Source organism: Saccharopolyspora spinosa NRRL 18395, from assembly GCF_000194155.1.
GTDB lineage: Bacteria > Actinomycetota > Actinomycetes > Mycobacteriales > Pseudonocardiaceae > Saccharopolyspora > Saccharopolyspora spinosa.
Genome location: NZ_GL877878.1, coordinates 1,228,863 through 1,243,405 on the forward strand (window position 1 = coordinate 1,228,863; position 14,543 = coordinate 1,243,405).

16 protein-coding genes are annotated in these 14,543 nt (G+C 68.7%); 4 read left to right on the forward strand and 12 right to left on the reverse strand.

The window, feature by feature from the left end; translation table 11 throughout:
- Window positions 1–2 precede the first annotated feature (2 nt).
- The 4 genes from SSPN_RS0106205 to SSPN_RS0106220 form a co-directional block, all read right to left on the reverse strand.
- Entirely contained in the window at window positions 3–1,262 is a 1,260-nt protein-coding gene (locus SSPN_RS0106205) for an MFS transporter (RefSeq protein WP_010692970.1), read from the reverse strand.
- Window positions 1,259–1,615, reverse strand: a complete 357-nt coding sequence (locus SSPN_RS42690) for a hypothetical protein (RefSeq protein ID WP_010692971.1) — start codon at window positions 1,613–1,615, stop codon at window positions 1,259–1,261. Before SSPN_RS42690 ends, SSPN_RS0106205 begins: the two co-directional genes overlap by 4 nt.
- Before the next feature lie 381 nt (window positions 1,616–1,996).
- Complete coding sequence (locus tag SSPN_RS0106215) at window positions 1,997–2,527, reverse strand: gamma carbonic anhydrase family protein (protein WP_010692972.1); 531 nt, start codon at window positions 2,525–2,527, stop codon at window positions 1,997–1,999.
- Entirely contained in the window at window positions 2,524–3,297 is a 774-nt protein-coding gene (locus SSPN_RS0106220; RefSeq protein WP_044572633.1) for a GntR family transcriptional regulator, read from the reverse strand. The genes SSPN_RS0106215 and SSPN_RS0106220 overlap by 4 nt, the downstream gene beginning before the upstream one ends.
- 85 nt (window positions 3,298–3,382) lie before the next feature.
- On the opposite strand from SSPN_RS0106220, the gene SSPN_RS0106225 reads away from it, so the two are divergent.
- The 3 genes from SSPN_RS0106225 (at window position 3,383) to SSPN_RS0106235 (ending at window position 6,202) form a co-directional block, all read left to right on the forward strand.
- Window positions 3,383–3,646: a hypothetical protein gene (locus SSPN_RS0106225; RefSeq protein WP_010692974.1), complete on the forward strand. Its 264-nt coding sequence runs from the start codon at window positions 3,383–3,385 to the stop codon at window positions 3,644–3,646.
- Window positions 3,647–4,001: 355 nt separating this feature from the next.
- Window positions 4,002–4,790 (forward strand): maleylpyruvate isomerase family mycothiol-dependent enzyme, encoded by a 789-nt coding sequence (locus SSPN_RS0106230; RefSeq protein ID WP_010692975.1) that lies wholly within the window; start codon window positions 4,002–4,004, stop codon window positions 4,788–4,790.
- Window positions 4,791–5,287: 497 nt separating this feature from the next.
- Window positions 5,288–6,202: an aminoglycoside phosphotransferase family protein gene (locus SSPN_RS0106235; RefSeq protein WP_010692976.1), complete on the forward strand. Its 915-nt coding sequence runs from the start codon at window positions 5,288–5,290 to the stop codon at window positions 6,200–6,202.
- Between the two features lie 53 nt (window positions 6,203–6,255).
- On the opposite strand, the gene SSPN_RS0106240 is transcribed toward SSPN_RS0106235, so the two are convergent.
- The 5 genes from SSPN_RS0106240 to SSPN_RS61500 form a co-directional block, all read right to left on the reverse strand.
- Entirely contained in the window at window positions 6,256–6,801 is a 546-nt protein-coding gene (locus SSPN_RS0106240) for a DUF1697 domain-containing protein (protein ID WP_010692977.1), read from the reverse strand.
- Between the two features lie 691 nt (window positions 6,802–7,492).
- Complete coding sequence (locus SSPN_RS0106245; protein WP_010692978.1) at window positions 7,493–7,957, reverse strand: STAS domain-containing protein; 465 nt, start codon at window positions 7,955–7,957, stop codon at window positions 7,493–7,495.
- Between the two features lie 370 nt (window positions 7,958–8,327).
- On the reverse strand, window positions 8,328–8,636 hold the full coding sequence (locus tag SSPN_RS48650; RefSeq protein ID WP_010692979.1) for a hypothetical protein: 309 nt from the start codon (window positions 8,634–8,636) through the stop codon (window positions 8,328–8,330).
- An 84-nt stretch (window positions 8,637–8,720) separates the two neighbouring features.
- Window positions 8,721–8,936 (reverse strand): hypothetical protein, encoded by a 216-nt coding sequence (locus tag SSPN_RS48655; RefSeq protein ID WP_010692980.1) that lies wholly within the window; start codon window positions 8,934–8,936, stop codon window positions 8,721–8,723.
- Between the two features lie 38 nt (window positions 8,937–8,974).
- Complete coding sequence (locus SSPN_RS61500) at window positions 8,975–9,349, reverse strand: thiamine pyrophosphate-dependent enzyme (RefSeq protein ID WP_010692981.1); 375 nt, start codon at window positions 9,347–9,349, stop codon at window positions 8,975–8,977.
- Between the two features lie 166 nt (window positions 9,350–9,515).
- Here SSPN_RS61500 and SSPN_RS0106265 point away from each other — a divergent pair, with 166 nt between their 5' ends.
- A complete protein-coding gene (locus tag SSPN_RS0106265; protein WP_010692982.1) occupies window positions 9,516–10,403 on the forward strand; it encodes a nitroreductase/quinone reductase family protein in 888 nt (295 codons plus the stop codon).
- A gap of 46 nt (window positions 10,404–10,449) precedes the next feature.
- Here the strand turns inward: SSPN_RS0106265 and SSPN_RS0106270 are convergent, their stop codons facing one another.
- The 3 genes from SSPN_RS0106270 to SSPN_RS0106285 form a co-directional block, all read right to left on the reverse strand.
- Window positions 10,450–12,840 carry an ATP-dependent Clp protease ATP-binding subunit gene (locus tag SSPN_RS0106270; RefSeq protein WP_394378916.1) on the reverse strand — a complete coding sequence of 797 codons (2,391 nt, stop codon included), beginning with the start codon at window positions 12,838–12,840 and terminating at the stop codon, window positions 10,450–10,452.
- A gap of 251 nt (window positions 12,841–13,091) precedes the next feature.
- Window positions 13,092–13,553 carry a hypothetical protein gene (locus SSPN_RS42700; protein ID WP_237710467.1) on the reverse strand — a complete coding sequence of 154 codons (462 nt, stop codon included), beginning with the start codon at window positions 13,551–13,553 and terminating at the stop codon, window positions 13,092–13,094.
- Window positions 13,554–13,660: 107 nt separating this feature from the next.
- On the reverse strand, window positions 13,661–14,065 hold the full coding sequence (locus SSPN_RS0106285) for a hypothetical protein (RefSeq protein WP_029535024.1): 405 nt from the start codon (window positions 14,063–14,065) through the stop codon (window positions 13,661–13,663).
- Between the last annotated feature and the right edge of the window lie 478 nt (window positions 14,066–14,543).

Consider the following 14,543-nt stretch of genomic DNA (forward strand, 5'->3'; position numbering starts at 1 on the left):
CTTCACCGGCCTGGTTGTGGGTCGGGCAGCTCAGGGGCGGCGGTCTTGAACCGGCGAAGGGGCGTGTTCGTCAGCGCGAGCACCACGATGCCGGCGACGCAGAGCACTCCACCGGAGAGGGCCGCGAACGCCGCCGATGTCGCTCCGGCGACCAGGCCGCCCCGGAAGTTGCCCAGCTCGGGGCCGGCGACGCCGGCGATGTGATCCACGGCGCTGACCCGGCCGCGGTGGGTGTCCGGCGTCACCAGCTGCACGATCGCCCCGCGTGTGATCACCGATGTGGTGTCGGCCGCGCCCGCTGCGGTGAGGCAGGTCAGCGCCAGCCACAGCGGCTGCGCCAGACCGAATCCGGCCAGTGCCAGGCCCCACGCTCCCGCCGCGGCCAGCATGACCGCGCCCGGTCGACGGGCGCGGGTCACCATGCCGGAGGCGGCACCCGCCGCGAGCCCGCCGACGGCGACCGCGGAGAAGAACAAGCCCAGGGTTTCCGGGCGCCCACCAAAGCGCTCCGAGTTGATCAGCGGGAACAGCGCCACCGGCATGGCCGTCACGGTCGCGAGGGCGTCGCTGAGCAACGCCCCGTGCAGCAGGGGTTTGCCGATGATGAATCGCCAGCCTTCCCAAATCGCTCGGGCCCCGGGACGAGCGGTCTCCCCCTGCGGCCGCATGGCGGGCAGCCGCAGCACGCCGTAGAGCGCGGCGGCGAAAGTCAGCGCGTCCACCAGGTAGCAGGCGGCCACGCCCCACTGGGCCACCACCACGCCCGCGATGGCCGGGCCGATCAGCAAGGCCGCTTGGAAGGCGAGGTTCGTCAAGGCGATGCCCGCGCCGACCTGGTCGGCAGGCAGCAGACGCACCACGAATGTCTTGCGGGCGGGCGCGCCCAGCCCGCTGCCAGCTGTCTGCAGCGCCGTGAGCGCGAGCAGCCCCCACATCGAGGCGGCGCCAGAGGCGGAGTGCACGGCAAGCAGGCCGGCGGACAGCAACTGGATGACGGTCGTGAGCAGCACCAGGCGCCGGCGGTCGACGGCGTCGGCCAGCACGCCACCGAGCAGTCCGAAGAGGACCATCGCGGCGGCTTGGACGAGGCCGATCGCGCCCACCGCGACCGGACTGCCAGTCAACTCCCACATCTGGAAGAGCACCGCGACCACCGTGAGCTGCCCACCCACGGTGGAAAGGGCATTTCCCGCCCACAGGCGGCGGAAAACGGCGCTGGTGCGCAGCGGGCGGGTGTCGAGCAGCCGGTCCGCCATGTTCACGAGGACCGTTCCTGCGACGCGAGGTGGTGGGCGATCCGGTCGTGGAACGAACCCCGCGCCAGGGCCGCCTCCAGATCCCGGACCACAGCGCTGAGCGGGTGCGGCAGTTCGCCTTCCAGCTCGCGGACGGCCCGTTCAGTGGACCGCCACTCCGCTTCCAGCAGCGGAAGCAGCGCGTGGGCGCGTTTGGTCAGCGTCACCTGGCGGGTTCGCGCATCCGCACCCGCGACGCCGCGCACCAGACCTTCGTGGAGCATGGCGCTCACGGTCTGGCTCATCGCGGAGTGGGTCAGGGCGTCGGCGAGTTCCCGGATGGTCATGGCGCCGCGGTGACCGAGGCTGATCAGGGGCATGACGAACCGCGGGCGGATGCTGTCCAGGTCCGCTTCCGGGACAGCCGGCTGAACTCGTCGTCTTTTTCGCCCCGCAGTCGGCGAAGCGGGCGCCAGACGCTTTCTTCCTCGGTCGGGTCAGGACCGCGAGTTGCCACCTGGCCGACTGTAACAACGTTTAGGTACGTGCTGTTGCTCTTTGCCAGCAGAGGTCCCGACTCCGGGCGCCGAGTTGGACGAACAGGTGGCAGCCGATCAACCGGCCAACTCGGCCGTTTCCTGCCGCAGGGCGCGCACCAGCGTGTTCAACGCATGGATTAGGTCTTCGGCGACGCCGCGGCCGCGCGCTGTGCGCGCAGGGAGCGGGCCGCCCGTGTCGAAGGGACGGCCCGCTTGGCGGTGTCAGCTCAGGGCTTCGCGGTGTTTGGCGGCCAGGGCGATGTAGTGCTCGGCGGAGAGCGTCAGACCGGCCTGCTCCTCGGCGGTCAGTTCGCGGCGGACCTTGCCCGGGGTGCCGGCGACCATCGAGCCCGGCGGGATCTCGGTGCCCTCCAGGACCACCGCACCGGCGGCGATGAGGGAACCGGCGCCGATGCGGGCTCCGTTGAGCACGACCGAGCCCATCCCGATCAGGCAGTTGTCCTCGACGGTGCAGCCGTGCAGCACGGCTTTGTGGCCGACGGTGACGCCGGCGCGGATCTCGGCCGGGAAGCCGGGGTCGGCGTGCACGACGCAGCCGTCCTGGATGTTGCTGCCGGTGCCGACGCTGATGTTCTCCTGATCGCCGCGCAGCACGGCGTTGTACCAGACGCTGGCGCCGGCGGAAAGGCGCACACGGCCGATGAGCGCGGCGCCGGGCGCGACGAAGGCATTCGCGTCGACCTGCGGGGTGATCCCGTCGATGGTCAGCGTGACCGGGAGCCCTGAACTCACTTGTCCTCCTGTTTTTCGCCGTGCGTATCCCGTTGCCGCCGCAGCCACTGCAGTGCCACGTCGGTGTGTCCGTCCACTTTGGTCTCGATGCCGTCGAGGAAGGTGCGGGGGCCGTGTTCGGCGAGTTCGGCGAGCACGGCCTCGGGATCACCGGCCTCGATGATGGTCAGCAGCCGCTGGTGGCGCGCCACATCGCCGGTGAGGCTCTCCTGGTCCCGGCGGTCGCGGCGGTTGAGCGACATGGACAGCATCACCTGCAGCTGCAGCGACCGGTAAGCGTCTTCGAGGCGCTGGTGCCCGGACAGCCCGACCACCGAGAGGTGGAACTCGAAGGAGCATTCCATGAAGGCCGGTTCGTCGCCGGCGTCGGCTGCATCGGCCATCCGCTGCAGCGCCTGCCGGCAGCGTCGCAGCCGGGCGGGCTCGGTGACCGGCACGCCCAGCCGCACCGGCAGTCGTTCGAACTCGGCGCGCAGGGTGCAGATCTCGTAGATGTCGTGCAGCGTCAGCGGGGTCACGATCACGCCTTTGCGTGGCACCTGCCGCACCAGCCCTTCGCGTTCCAGCACCCGCAGCGCCTCCCGCAGCGGCGGCCGGCTGATCCCCAGCTCGTGGGTCAACCGGTTCTCCACGATGCGCTGCCCACACAGCAGGTCGCCGCCGATGATCATGCGGCGCAGCGTCGCGGCGGCCAGTTCCACCAGGCTCGGCGGGCCGACGATGCTCGGGGCCCGGCGGGTGGCTGGGCTGTCTTCAACTAATCCGGTCACGACCAGCAGTCTCTCCTTCCGGGGCCCGGTGCCGAAGCGGTCTTGCTTTCAACGGCCGGGCGCTGGTCCGCTCGGAGCAACCTCGATGGAGGAGCTTGTCAGCTTCTTTCTGCCTGCTGTAGACAAAAGTCAGGTGATGCCGATCACGGTATCCGGTTTCTGCCCGGATTTCTTGGAGCCGGGCACGACTTCTCCCCCAGATCCCCGGTCCCAGTCCCCGTTGCACGGGGTGCGCATGGTGGAGATCGGCGCGTTCATGGCCGCGCCGTTCGCGACGATTTTTCGCGACGCAGCTCGAGGAGCAGCGATGCTCGCGTTGTTGTGGGGCCGCGGCCGGTGGGGAACGTGACGATGGTGGTGCCCTTCGCCGCCGCTGGTGGCAGCGATATCGCGGGGTGGGCGATGACCGACGGGCTGGCGGCGGTGGAGCCGGGGGCCTGCGGGTCGACGTCGACAACCGGAGGGCGGTCAGGGCGCGGTCGGCTACAGACGCGGTGGCGCAAAGCCGCCAGTGTCGGGTGCTGGCGGGGATTTCCGAAGCGGTGGGACCGGACGCGGTGGTGTTCTCGCAGATGGGACGGTCCGCCACGGCGTGCGGGCTTTCCTGGACAAGAGCCCACGCCGCTGGACCGGTCGCTGAGGGTCGTGGGCATCGCGCGGGGGTATCCGGGTGTTGTCAGACGGACCGAGCGAGGGGGTGGACCATGACCACCATCGTGCGGGCCCATGACGTGGCTCGAACCGAGCACGCTCATGCGGCGGAGTTGCTGCGCCCGGAGGTCGAGGCGATGCGGGCGCAGCTGGGCTGGTTGTCCGCCTCGCAGTGGCTGGCACCCACCGACTGCCCCCGCTGGAGCGTGCGCGATGTCGTCGCCCACGTGCTCGGCAACGCCGAGGTCGCGCTGGCACCGGATCTGCTGGTGCTACGCGCCCGCGAGGGCGAGCAGCGGTATCCACGGCTCTACCGGCTGGATGCGGTCAATGAGATGGCGGTGGACGCGTGGCAGGACCGGCAAGCTGGTGAGCTGCTGGCGGAGTTCGCGCCGCTGTGGCGTCAGGTGATCGGGTCGCTGCCGGGCATGAGCGAGTCGGTGCGCGGTCAGACCTTCGACGCGGGATATCCCGGGTCACTGCCGGTGGCCGTGGGCTATGTCGTGGATGTGCTGCTCACCCGCGACATGTGGATGCACCGCATCGACATCTGCCGGGCCACCGGGCGGGCGTTCGAGGCACACGAGCACGACCGCGGTGTGGTCGAGCAGGTGTTGCGGGATCTCGACGACACGTGGCAGGCGCCGCCACTGGTGCTGGAGCTCACCGGTGCGGTGGCCGGTGCCTGGCAGATCGGTTCGGGGGCGCCGGTGGCCACGGTACGAGGCGATGCGGTGAGTGTGATGCGCATGTTCTCCGGTCGCGCGCAGCCGGAGCTGACCGTCCTGCATGGTGACAGCGCGGTCCTGGGCGCTCTCCGCGACGCGCGGGTGCCGTTCTGACCGCCGCCCGAGCCGGGCTGGTGCGGGTGTAGCCCGCACCAGCCCTTTCGTTCACTGCGGTGTTGGGGCGAACACCTTCTGGGGCCGTAACTCCGGTGCGGCTCAGAGCGGCTGCGGTGAGTGGTCGCCTCCTAGATGCGGGATCCTCGGGCGCAGGTCGTGGTCAGCGGTGCGGCGATGCAGGCGACAGCCAGCCAGCAGGAGCGCCAGGGCAGAGGTGCAGCCGTGCACCGATGCCACGGCCAGCGTGGCGGGGGCGCATGTGGCCAGGTAGGACGCGGTGGCGCTAGATCGCGATGAAATCGTCCCGGAGACTTTTCGTCGATCTGGCCAGGAATTCCAGAGCCGATGAGCTGAGAACCCTCGAACCGCGGTTGAAGAGCGGCAGCGGGCCGGTCTGCCTGCGGCTAGGGTGGTTGGCGTGCTTTGACGTGTTCGTGGTCCGCCCGCTGCTTCTTCGTCCGCGTGTTCATCCCTGACGAAGGAGTGTTTCTGCGATGTCTTCTGCTGTGGTGGTTCCGGCCGAGTTGGTGGCCACCCATCGCAAGATCTTCGGTGCTTCCCCGTGGATCGATGAGCTTCCCGAGTTGGCCGAGAAGCAGCTGGGGGCGTGGCAGCTGTGCCCAGATGGCGCCGCCCGGCACGGCATGGTGGCGCTGGTGCTGCCAGTCGTGCGCGACGACGGCAGTGCTGCGGTGTTGAAGTTGCAGCCGGTCACCGGCGACACCGCCGGGGAGCCGCTGGGGTTGCGGGTGTGGGACGGGCGGGGTGCGGTGCGGTTGCTGGAGCACGACCCGGTCTCGGGAAGCATGCTGCTGGAGCGGCTCGCGACGCGGTCCCTGTCCAGTGTGGACGATGATGTGGCGGCGGCGCGGGTCCTGGCCGGGCTGCTGGCGCGGTTGGGCTCGGTGCCCGCACCTGCTGGGCTGCGGACACTGTCCGATGTGGCCGCCGGGATGCTCACCGACGTTCCTGGCGCGTGCGCGCGGCTTGCCGATCCGGCGCAGCGGCGGCTGCTGGAACATTGTGCGGGCGTGGTCGCGGAGTTGCGCGGCGAGGCGGGTGACCGGTTGCTGCACTGGGATCTGCACTACGACAACGTGCTGGCGGGGCAGCGGGAACCGTGGTTGGCCATCGATCCGCAGCCGCTGGCCGGTGACCCGGGTTTCGAGCTGATGCCGGCGTTGCACAACCGCTGGGACGAGGTGGGGGCCTCTGGTGATGTGGCGGGGGCGGTGCGACGCCGGTTCGAGGCGATGGTCGAGGTGCTGGGACTGGACCGGCAGCGCGCGGCGGGCTGGACTCTGGGGCGGGTGCTGCAGAACTGCCTGTGGGACATCGCCGACGGCGAGGCCGGGCTGAGCGAGGTGCAGGTCGCGGTGGCGGAGGCCCTGATCGCGTGGGGGCCGTGAGCGGGTCAGCGCCGGTTCTGGCCAGCGGCCTCGGGCTGGCCGCGAGAGCTCCGTCATGATCGTTGCTGGACGAGGTCCGCCAGCGCGGTGACGGTCTTCCAGTTGCGGGCGGTGATGGCGACACCGAGCCGCCTTTCCAGGTAGGCGGCGGTGGTTTTGGAGCGGCCCGCCCCGGCCGGGTAGTGCAGGTACAGCTGCCGCCCGGTCAGCTGAAGTTCTTCGGGCGAGCCTTCGGGCACGCTCAGCTGCGCGGCGCGGTCGGCGTCGGGCTCGGTGGCCAGGAATGCCACGTGCAGTTTGGCGTGGTCGCTTTGCCGGTCCTGGAACGGGTGGTGCGCGGCGATGCCGGTGATCTCGGTGCCGGTGCGCACCATGACCGGGGTGTCCACACCGAGCCCGTCGGCCAGCCGTTTCCCCAGGTCCGCGGCCAGCGCCTCGGGGTCGTCGTGTTCGGAAGTGAAGATCACGTTGCCGCTTTGCAGGTAGGTCGCCACGTCGCCGTGTCCTGCGGCGGCGACGAGCGCGCGCAGGTCGGACATGGCCAGGCGGCCGTGTCTGCCGAGGTTGACAGCGCGCAGCAGCGCGACGTACGTGCTCATGGCGGAATCCTGCCATCCTCCGGCGGAGCGCGGTGGCCTGCTCCTAGCCCTGGGGCGGCACCTGGTTGGTCTGGGGGTGGGGAACTGGCATGGTTCGGTGATCGAGCGATCTGTGTTCTCTGATCACGACCCAAGATGTGTCACTGTGTGTGGTCGCCCGGGGGCGTAGCGGCTCCGACCACCAGGCGCCGGTGTCTGCAGAACGAGTTGGCGGATCGCGGCGGTGCGGCTGTTCGTGCGGGGGACTCGGCTGACTCCCGTACCGCCACCGCACGCTTGAATCGCGGGTAAGCCGTGCGATCGATCGACGCCAACCCGACACCCCAGCAAGATCACTACCGGGACCCGCACACCTTAGACAGGCTGTTGATCACCACGCATCGCTACCCCGACCAGCGGTTACGCTTGACCACGGCCCCTTTCTGGCGTAGTCGGTGACCGCCGCATATCGCACCGGATGCGTATTGACGACGGTTCGAGACCCGCTTCGCGGCAGCCGGTGGTGCCTGGGCCCGCTACGCCCCGATGACCACTCCCGGTGACACAAGACGACGAACACGCGACAGTTGAATCCGCGAGGTCACCAATTTCCCACCCCTGCTGGACTCCGGCCAGAGCTGCGCGGGGCTGACCCGCGCGCTAACCTGGCCACCATGCTGCCGTGGTTCGGCAGCACTGAGGAGTGCGGGTGTCACACGCGGGCTTCGGCGACGGCTTGGGCGGCGGATTCCCGGCACACGAACCGTTCACGCAGCCGGGTGAGCGTCAGCAGCCGCAGCATCGCTCCGTGACCGGGTACCACGAATAGCTTGGTGCTGCGGTGGTCGGCGCGGCGCTGGGTATGCAGCAACAGTTCGATGGCGGCGCTGCTGGCGAAGGACACCTCCGAGAGGTCCAGGACAATGGCCTGCAGGGCCGCAGCGGTCAGGCGCTGGCGGATCAGCTCGGTAAGCCTGGGCACCGTGGCCAGGTCTATCTCGCCACCGATGCGAACAACCACCACGCCCGAGGCGGGCCATTCCACGGCCAGCCGCAGCGCGGAAGCGCAGGTCGCGTGAGCGGCGGCAGCGGGATCCTCGGCGGTGTGTGGCGCGACGATCGCGTGGCCGCCGCGAGCCCACCCGGCCGGTGGCATGCTGGATCTGGAGACGATCACGCTACCTCCCCTGGTTGCGTATCGACGGTTCGGTTGGCCACGGGCCCGGGAACTCGCCGCTGCGCTCAACGCAAGAGGTGCGCCGTGGCGGCTGCTCAACCGCACCCCCCACCGTAGGAGCCACCAGCCGAGCCAACAAGGCTCGTCACGTTCGTGTGATATTTGGTCTCGATCAGGTGGCAGTGAGGTGGTGGCGCGCCGGGGAGCTGCCTAGTTGGGCGACGATCCACCATCCCTCAACGGAGCGTGTTGTAACGCAGAGTAATAGCGCTGTGGAGGTGTCAGAAGCCGGGAACAACAGCGCCCCGCCCAGCCGATCCCGCAACCGGCCGACCGGGGCACCACCGGTCGTGGCGGCCTCAGAGCCTGCTCAAGACCGCATCGCGCACCACGTGCGGATGCTCCAGGTGCAAAAAATCCCCCGCCCCGTCGACCACCTCCCAGCTACCACCTGCGCGCTCGACGGGCACCGGCAAGATCTCGTCGGCACCGCCCACAGCACCGTCACCTGCACCGGTGCCAGCAGCGCCCGCGTGTCGATGGCCTGCCGGTCGCCGTCGAGCAGCGTGGCCTGCACCGCCTGCAACGCCTCAGTCACACCGTCCAGCCACTTGTAGCGCAGCAGGTCTTCCACCAGCCTGCGGGTGCCCAGCTCCGGGTCGCTGAACAGCTTCACCACCTGCGGCTTCAGCTCCCGCAGGGAGTACGCCGCGCAGGAAGTCCGCGTTGACCTCGCGGGTGAACCCGGCCGGCACCACCAGCGTCAGCGACGCCACCCGCTGCGGCGCCCAGCGCGCCACCCCGGCCACCACCGCGCCGCCCAGCGAATGCCCACCAGGTGCGCACGCTCGACACCAACCGCGTCGAGCAACCCCAGCACGGCCTCCGACAGCATCACCAGACTGCCGTCGCCGACGTCCTTGCTCGACTCACCATGCCCAGGCAGATCCTGCGCGTAAACGGCGGCCGCCGCAGCCATTCATCGCCTCCAGCGTCGTGCCCGGATTACTGGCACCATCACCCGAAGAACGCCACGCTCACCGCACCATCGCCGGCCAGCTTCCCCGCCACTGCCATCCCGCAGATCAGCGGCGGACCACCACCGACGATTCCGTTGGCGCCCAACATGTCCTTGCTCAGATCCGCGATGTGCATCGAGCCGCCCTTGCCGTTGCACGACCCGCTGCGCCGCCCGAAAATCTCGGCCATCATTGCCGCCGGAAGAGCTGCAACAGGCTCCAACAGCCCACAGCCGACATACATCACCCGATCGGCGTGCCCCTGCCGGTGCTCGGCGAACGCATGGTTGAATACCGGCGTGCCGCGTTGGCGCCGACTAGAAAGCAGTGGGCAGGTCGACAGCCGGGCGAGCACCTTCACCAAGGGGATCACGCCATGAACAGGCACTCCGCACCCCGCGCCTGACGCATTCCTCCGCGCGCAGCCCCTGTCTCTCGCAGCACCCGGGCACCCCCCACCAGCAGCTGCACCCTGCTCGATCGAGCTCCAGACCACGGGATCCCGCGCGCCCCAACACTCCTGGAGAAACCAGCACCGCATGTCCTTCAACCACACCGTCATCGAAGAATTCCGCGCCAAAGCGGGCAAAGTCGGCGGCCCCTTCGCAGACAACGACCTCCTCCTGCTCACCACCACCGGCGCCAAAACCCAACGCCCGCACACCGTCCCACTCGGCTACGTCCGCAACGGCGACCAACTGCTGATCACCGGCTCCAACCTCGGCGCACCCCACCACCCCGCCTGGTACCACAACCTCCTCGCCCACCCACTGGTCCAAGTCGAAATCAGCACCGAAACGTTCGAAGCCATCGCCATCCCCGCCGAAGGGCCCCACCGCGACCAACTCTTCGAACACATCACCCGAACAGCACCCGGCTTCGCCGACTACCAAACCCGCACCAACCGAACCCTGCCCGTGATCGCACTCCAACGAACCGAAGATCCCGTAGGCGCCACACACGAGATCACCAACCTCGCCGACAAACTCCTGCAGGTCCACGGCTGGCTACGCGCCCAACTCCAGCACGTCCGCACCGAAGCCCACACCCACCTCACCGCGCGAACCAGCAGCGACCGCCAACCACCGAGCCTCGGCATGCAGATCCGCCAGCACTGCCTGGCCTTCTGCGAATTCCTGACCTTCCACCACACCAGCGAAAACGACCACATCTTCCCCGCCCTCGCCCACTACCACCCGCACCTGCGCGACGCCCTCGACCGCCTCCACGCCGAACACCGCACCGTCGCGCGCATCAAAGACGAAATCCTCGCCCTACTGGCCGACATCACCAACGCCGACCCCCACGAGTTCCGCACCGAACTCGACCGCCTCGCCCGAGAGCTACACGCACACCTCAACTACGAAGAACGAACCCTCATCCCCGCCCTGACCGAAATCCCCTGGCCTCCAACACCAGCCACCTGAGCAGGAAGCACTGGCCCGGCCACCCCGCCGGTTGGCCGGGCCAGCCTCACCCGAACACGCTGTGCCGCTGAACCGGCTGCGAACGCTCCACCGGCGCCGCATGCCGCCCACCCGACACCGGCTCCCACACCGACGTAACCACCAACGACAACTCACCATCCACCACATCCACCGACACCTGATCACCCGCCGACACCGTGCCCGCCAACACCATCGACGCCAACCGGTTGTCCAACTCCCGCGCGATCACCCGCCGCAACGGCCGCGCCCCGAACTCCGGCTGATACCCCCGATCCACCAACCAATCCAGAGCGGCATCCCCCACGACCAACCGAATCCCCTTGGCCGCCAACTGCGCCCCCGTGCGCTCCAACAACAACGACGCGATCCGCCGCAAGTGCTCCGCCCCCAACGGCCGGAACACGACCACATCATCGATCCGGTTGATGAACTCCGGCCGGAAGAACGCCCGCAACTCTTCCAGCACCACCAACGCCGACTCCCCAGCATCCGCGCCCGCATCCAGCACCCGATCAGCCCCGATGTTCGAGGTCATGATCACCACCACGTTGCGGAAATCCACCAACCTGCCCTGCGAATCCGTCAACCGCCCCGCATCCAACACCTGCAACAACGTGTTGAACACATCCGGATGCGCCTTCTCCACCTCATCCAGCAACACCACCGAATACGGCTGCCGCCGCACCCGATCAGTCAACTGCCCCGCCTCGCCATAACCCACATACCCCGGCGGCGCACCCACCAGCCGGGACACCGTGTGCTTCTCCTGGAACTCCCCCATGTCCAACCGCAACAACCGCTGCACATCCCCGAACAACGCATGCGCCAACGCCCGCGCCAACTCCGTCTTGCCCACCCCCGTGGGCCCCAGGAACAAGAAACTCCCGATCGGCCGATCCGGATCCGCCAACCCCGCCCGCGCCCGACGCACCGCCTCCGCCACCGACGCCGCCGCAGCATCCTGACCGACCACCCGCGACCGCAACTGCTGCTCCAACCCCAACAACCGCTGCACGTCCTGCGCACTCACATCCGCCACCGGAATCCCGGTCCGCGACGCCACCACATCCGCCACGTCATCAGCGACCACCGTCGGCTCGAACACCGCCGACTCCCGCACCTCACCACCACGCCGCAACCGCACCCGCGAACAAGCCTGGTCCAGCAGATCCACCGCCTTGTCCGGCAAGAACCGATCCGCGATGTAGCGCTGCGACAACTCCGCCGCCGCCGACAACGCCGAATCATCGATGCGCACCCGATGATGCCGCTGGTATCTCTCCCGCAACCCCTCCAACACCACCAGCGCCTCGGCCACCGACGGCTCCGCCACCATGATCGGCGCGAACCGGCGCTCCAACGCCGGATCCTTCTCCACGTGCCGCCGGTACTCCTCCACGGTCGTCGCCCCGATCAACCGCACCTCACCCCGTGCCAACGCCGGCTTGAGCATCGTGCCCGCATCCATCGACCCCTCACCCGCACCAGCCCCCACGATGCTGTGAATCTCATCGATGAACACCAACACGCTCTCCCGATGCGCCCGGATCTCCGACAGCACATCCCGGAACCGCTGCTCGAACTCCCCCCGGTACTTCGCCCCAGCCACCATCCCCGCCAGATCCAGCGACACCACCCGCATGTCCGCCAACGACCACGGCACCGCACCCTCGACGATCCGCCGCGCCAACCCTTCCACGATCGCGGTCTTCCCAACCCCCGGATCCCCCATGAACACCGGATTGTTCTTCGACCGCCGCCCCAACACCTCGATCGCCTGCTCGATCTCGGCATCCCGGCCCACCACCGGATCCAACTTCCCGGCCCGCGCCAACTCCGTCAGATCCAACCCGAACTCGTCCAACCGCGGCGTCACGCTCAACACCGACCGAGCCCCACCCCGATCACCCAACTCGATCGCCCGCGCCAACGCCCTCCCGGCCACCGAATCCGCATCCGCGGCCAACCCCAACACCAGATGCCGCGCCCCCACCACATCGGCACCCTCACCCAACGCCTGCTGATACGCCCCCAACAACGCCCGCCGAACCGCCGACGACAACACCGGCCGCCCAGCAACCCCCGGATCCTGCGCCACCACCGCCGACCGCACCGCAGCCGCCAACTCCTCCACCCGCACCCCGGAAGAAACCAGCAACTCCGCCGTCGCCGGCACCTGCGTCACCGCCCACAGCAGATGCGCACCGTCCAACTCCCGGCTGCCCCAGTCCACAGTTGCCCGAACCGCCTTCGACACCACCTCATGCGCCTGCGCATCCAGCAACGTGCCCAACGCCAAGCCCCGCTCCGACGCCGAAGCACCCCCCGACGCCCCCGAGAACACCTCGCTGAACAGCGAATCAAAGGCGGCAGAGGAATCACCGACACTGCCGCGAACCAAAGGGGCCACCTCCACAACACACGCAGGCCCCGCCTGCGAACCGAACTCCAGCAGCAGACCAGCGCGCAGCACCACCCGTTCAGCGGGACCGGCGCCCAACCACCAACCCCACCAGCAGCACCGCGCTGATCCCCACGACCACGCCACCGAGCCGGTGCAACCCCGGATCACTGGCCGGACCCGCGAAGCACAACTCGATCACCGCAGCCGCGATGTTGGCACCAACATACTGAGACGTCCGGAACAGCCCCGCAGCTATCCCGGCATCACGCGCCGACGCCTGCCAGTACGACGCCGATGGTCCCGATGTTGCCGAACCCGTTCGGTACCCCCAGCACCGCCGCCACGGCCGTGGCATCGAGCAGCACCAACCCGACCTGCCCCGGCGGCAGACCCCGCGCGCTCTGCAACCACAGCGGAAAACCGAAGATCGCCACGTACGTCAACGCGGTCCGAAGATAAGTCCCGCCGAGCGCCCGGTTGCCCACCAGCATCCGCACGTCGGTGAAGGGCTTCCGGGCCCGCAGCTCGATGACCACGAACAGCACGGCCAGCGCCGGCAACCACCACTGTGGTCGCTCCGACAACGACAGCAGGAACAGCATCAGCACCGCGACCGCGACCGGCGAACAACCCCGCGCCCACCAGCTCCAGGGCGACTCCGCACCGCACCGCACCGCACCGCACCGCAGGCGATCGTGAGCACCATGTCCCGCGACAACGCCCACGCCACCACGTTCATCGGCCGGGACGCGGCACAGGATCAGCAGCCGTCACCCAGCCAGTCTATGTTGTTAGCGTCACTAACTTCGAAGGTCTGACCAGAAACCCGACTTCAGCTCGCGCGCTTCTGCGCCTTCTCAATCGCCTCAGCCAACCGGGCCAACTCCTTGCCAATGTGCGACAGCCGCTCCGCCATCACACTGGCGTGCCCGGACAGCGGGCCGACGTGCCCCGCCGCCCGCAGCCACTCCGTCACCCCGGCGCAACCGGCGGACATGCCCTCCACCGTGAGCGAGAACCCACGCATGACCTGCTCGATCTCCTCCACGGTGTGCGCCACCGCCGGATCGCGCAGGCGATCACCCAGCGCCGACGCCGCCTCTCCAACCTGCCACGAGACCTCGGCCGAGTAACCCGACTCGCCGGAATCGGCGCTCCGTCTCGTACCCGACCGCCGAGGTGGCGTGTGCCTACCCGCCTTCGGCGGTGTGTTGTCGGAAGGTCCAGCGGCAGTCATAACGAACCAATCAACCCGAGACGGACACCTAGCTCCACCCCAACGCGCCAGAAGACCCCCGACCGGTGGTCCAAGTCCACCCGATTCCCAGTCCTCCCCAGCGCAGGAGTAGGTGCCGCGAGGCTATCGCGTACTGGCCTGCATTGGTGAGGGTTGGTCCGCGGGACTAATTTTGATCAACACTGAAATTGCAAGAACTATCAAAACAAATGTCGAAGTGCTCGCTCCAGGAACCATCCATGACCGGGAACGCCGACGGAGCGTCCATCCGGTGGTTGGCGTCGTTCATGGTGAACCGCACGCCCTCCCCAACGCGCAGTACCCCCCGAGGGCCGGCTTCTCCGGCCCGTAGTGGTACAGCACGTTGCGCGTCTCGAAAGCCTCGAATCGCTTCCTCGCTCGAACGACCTCGCCCGCTCCATGATCCAACAACACCGCCGCCGTCGGCTTCGTCAACATCGCCTGGGACAGCGTGACG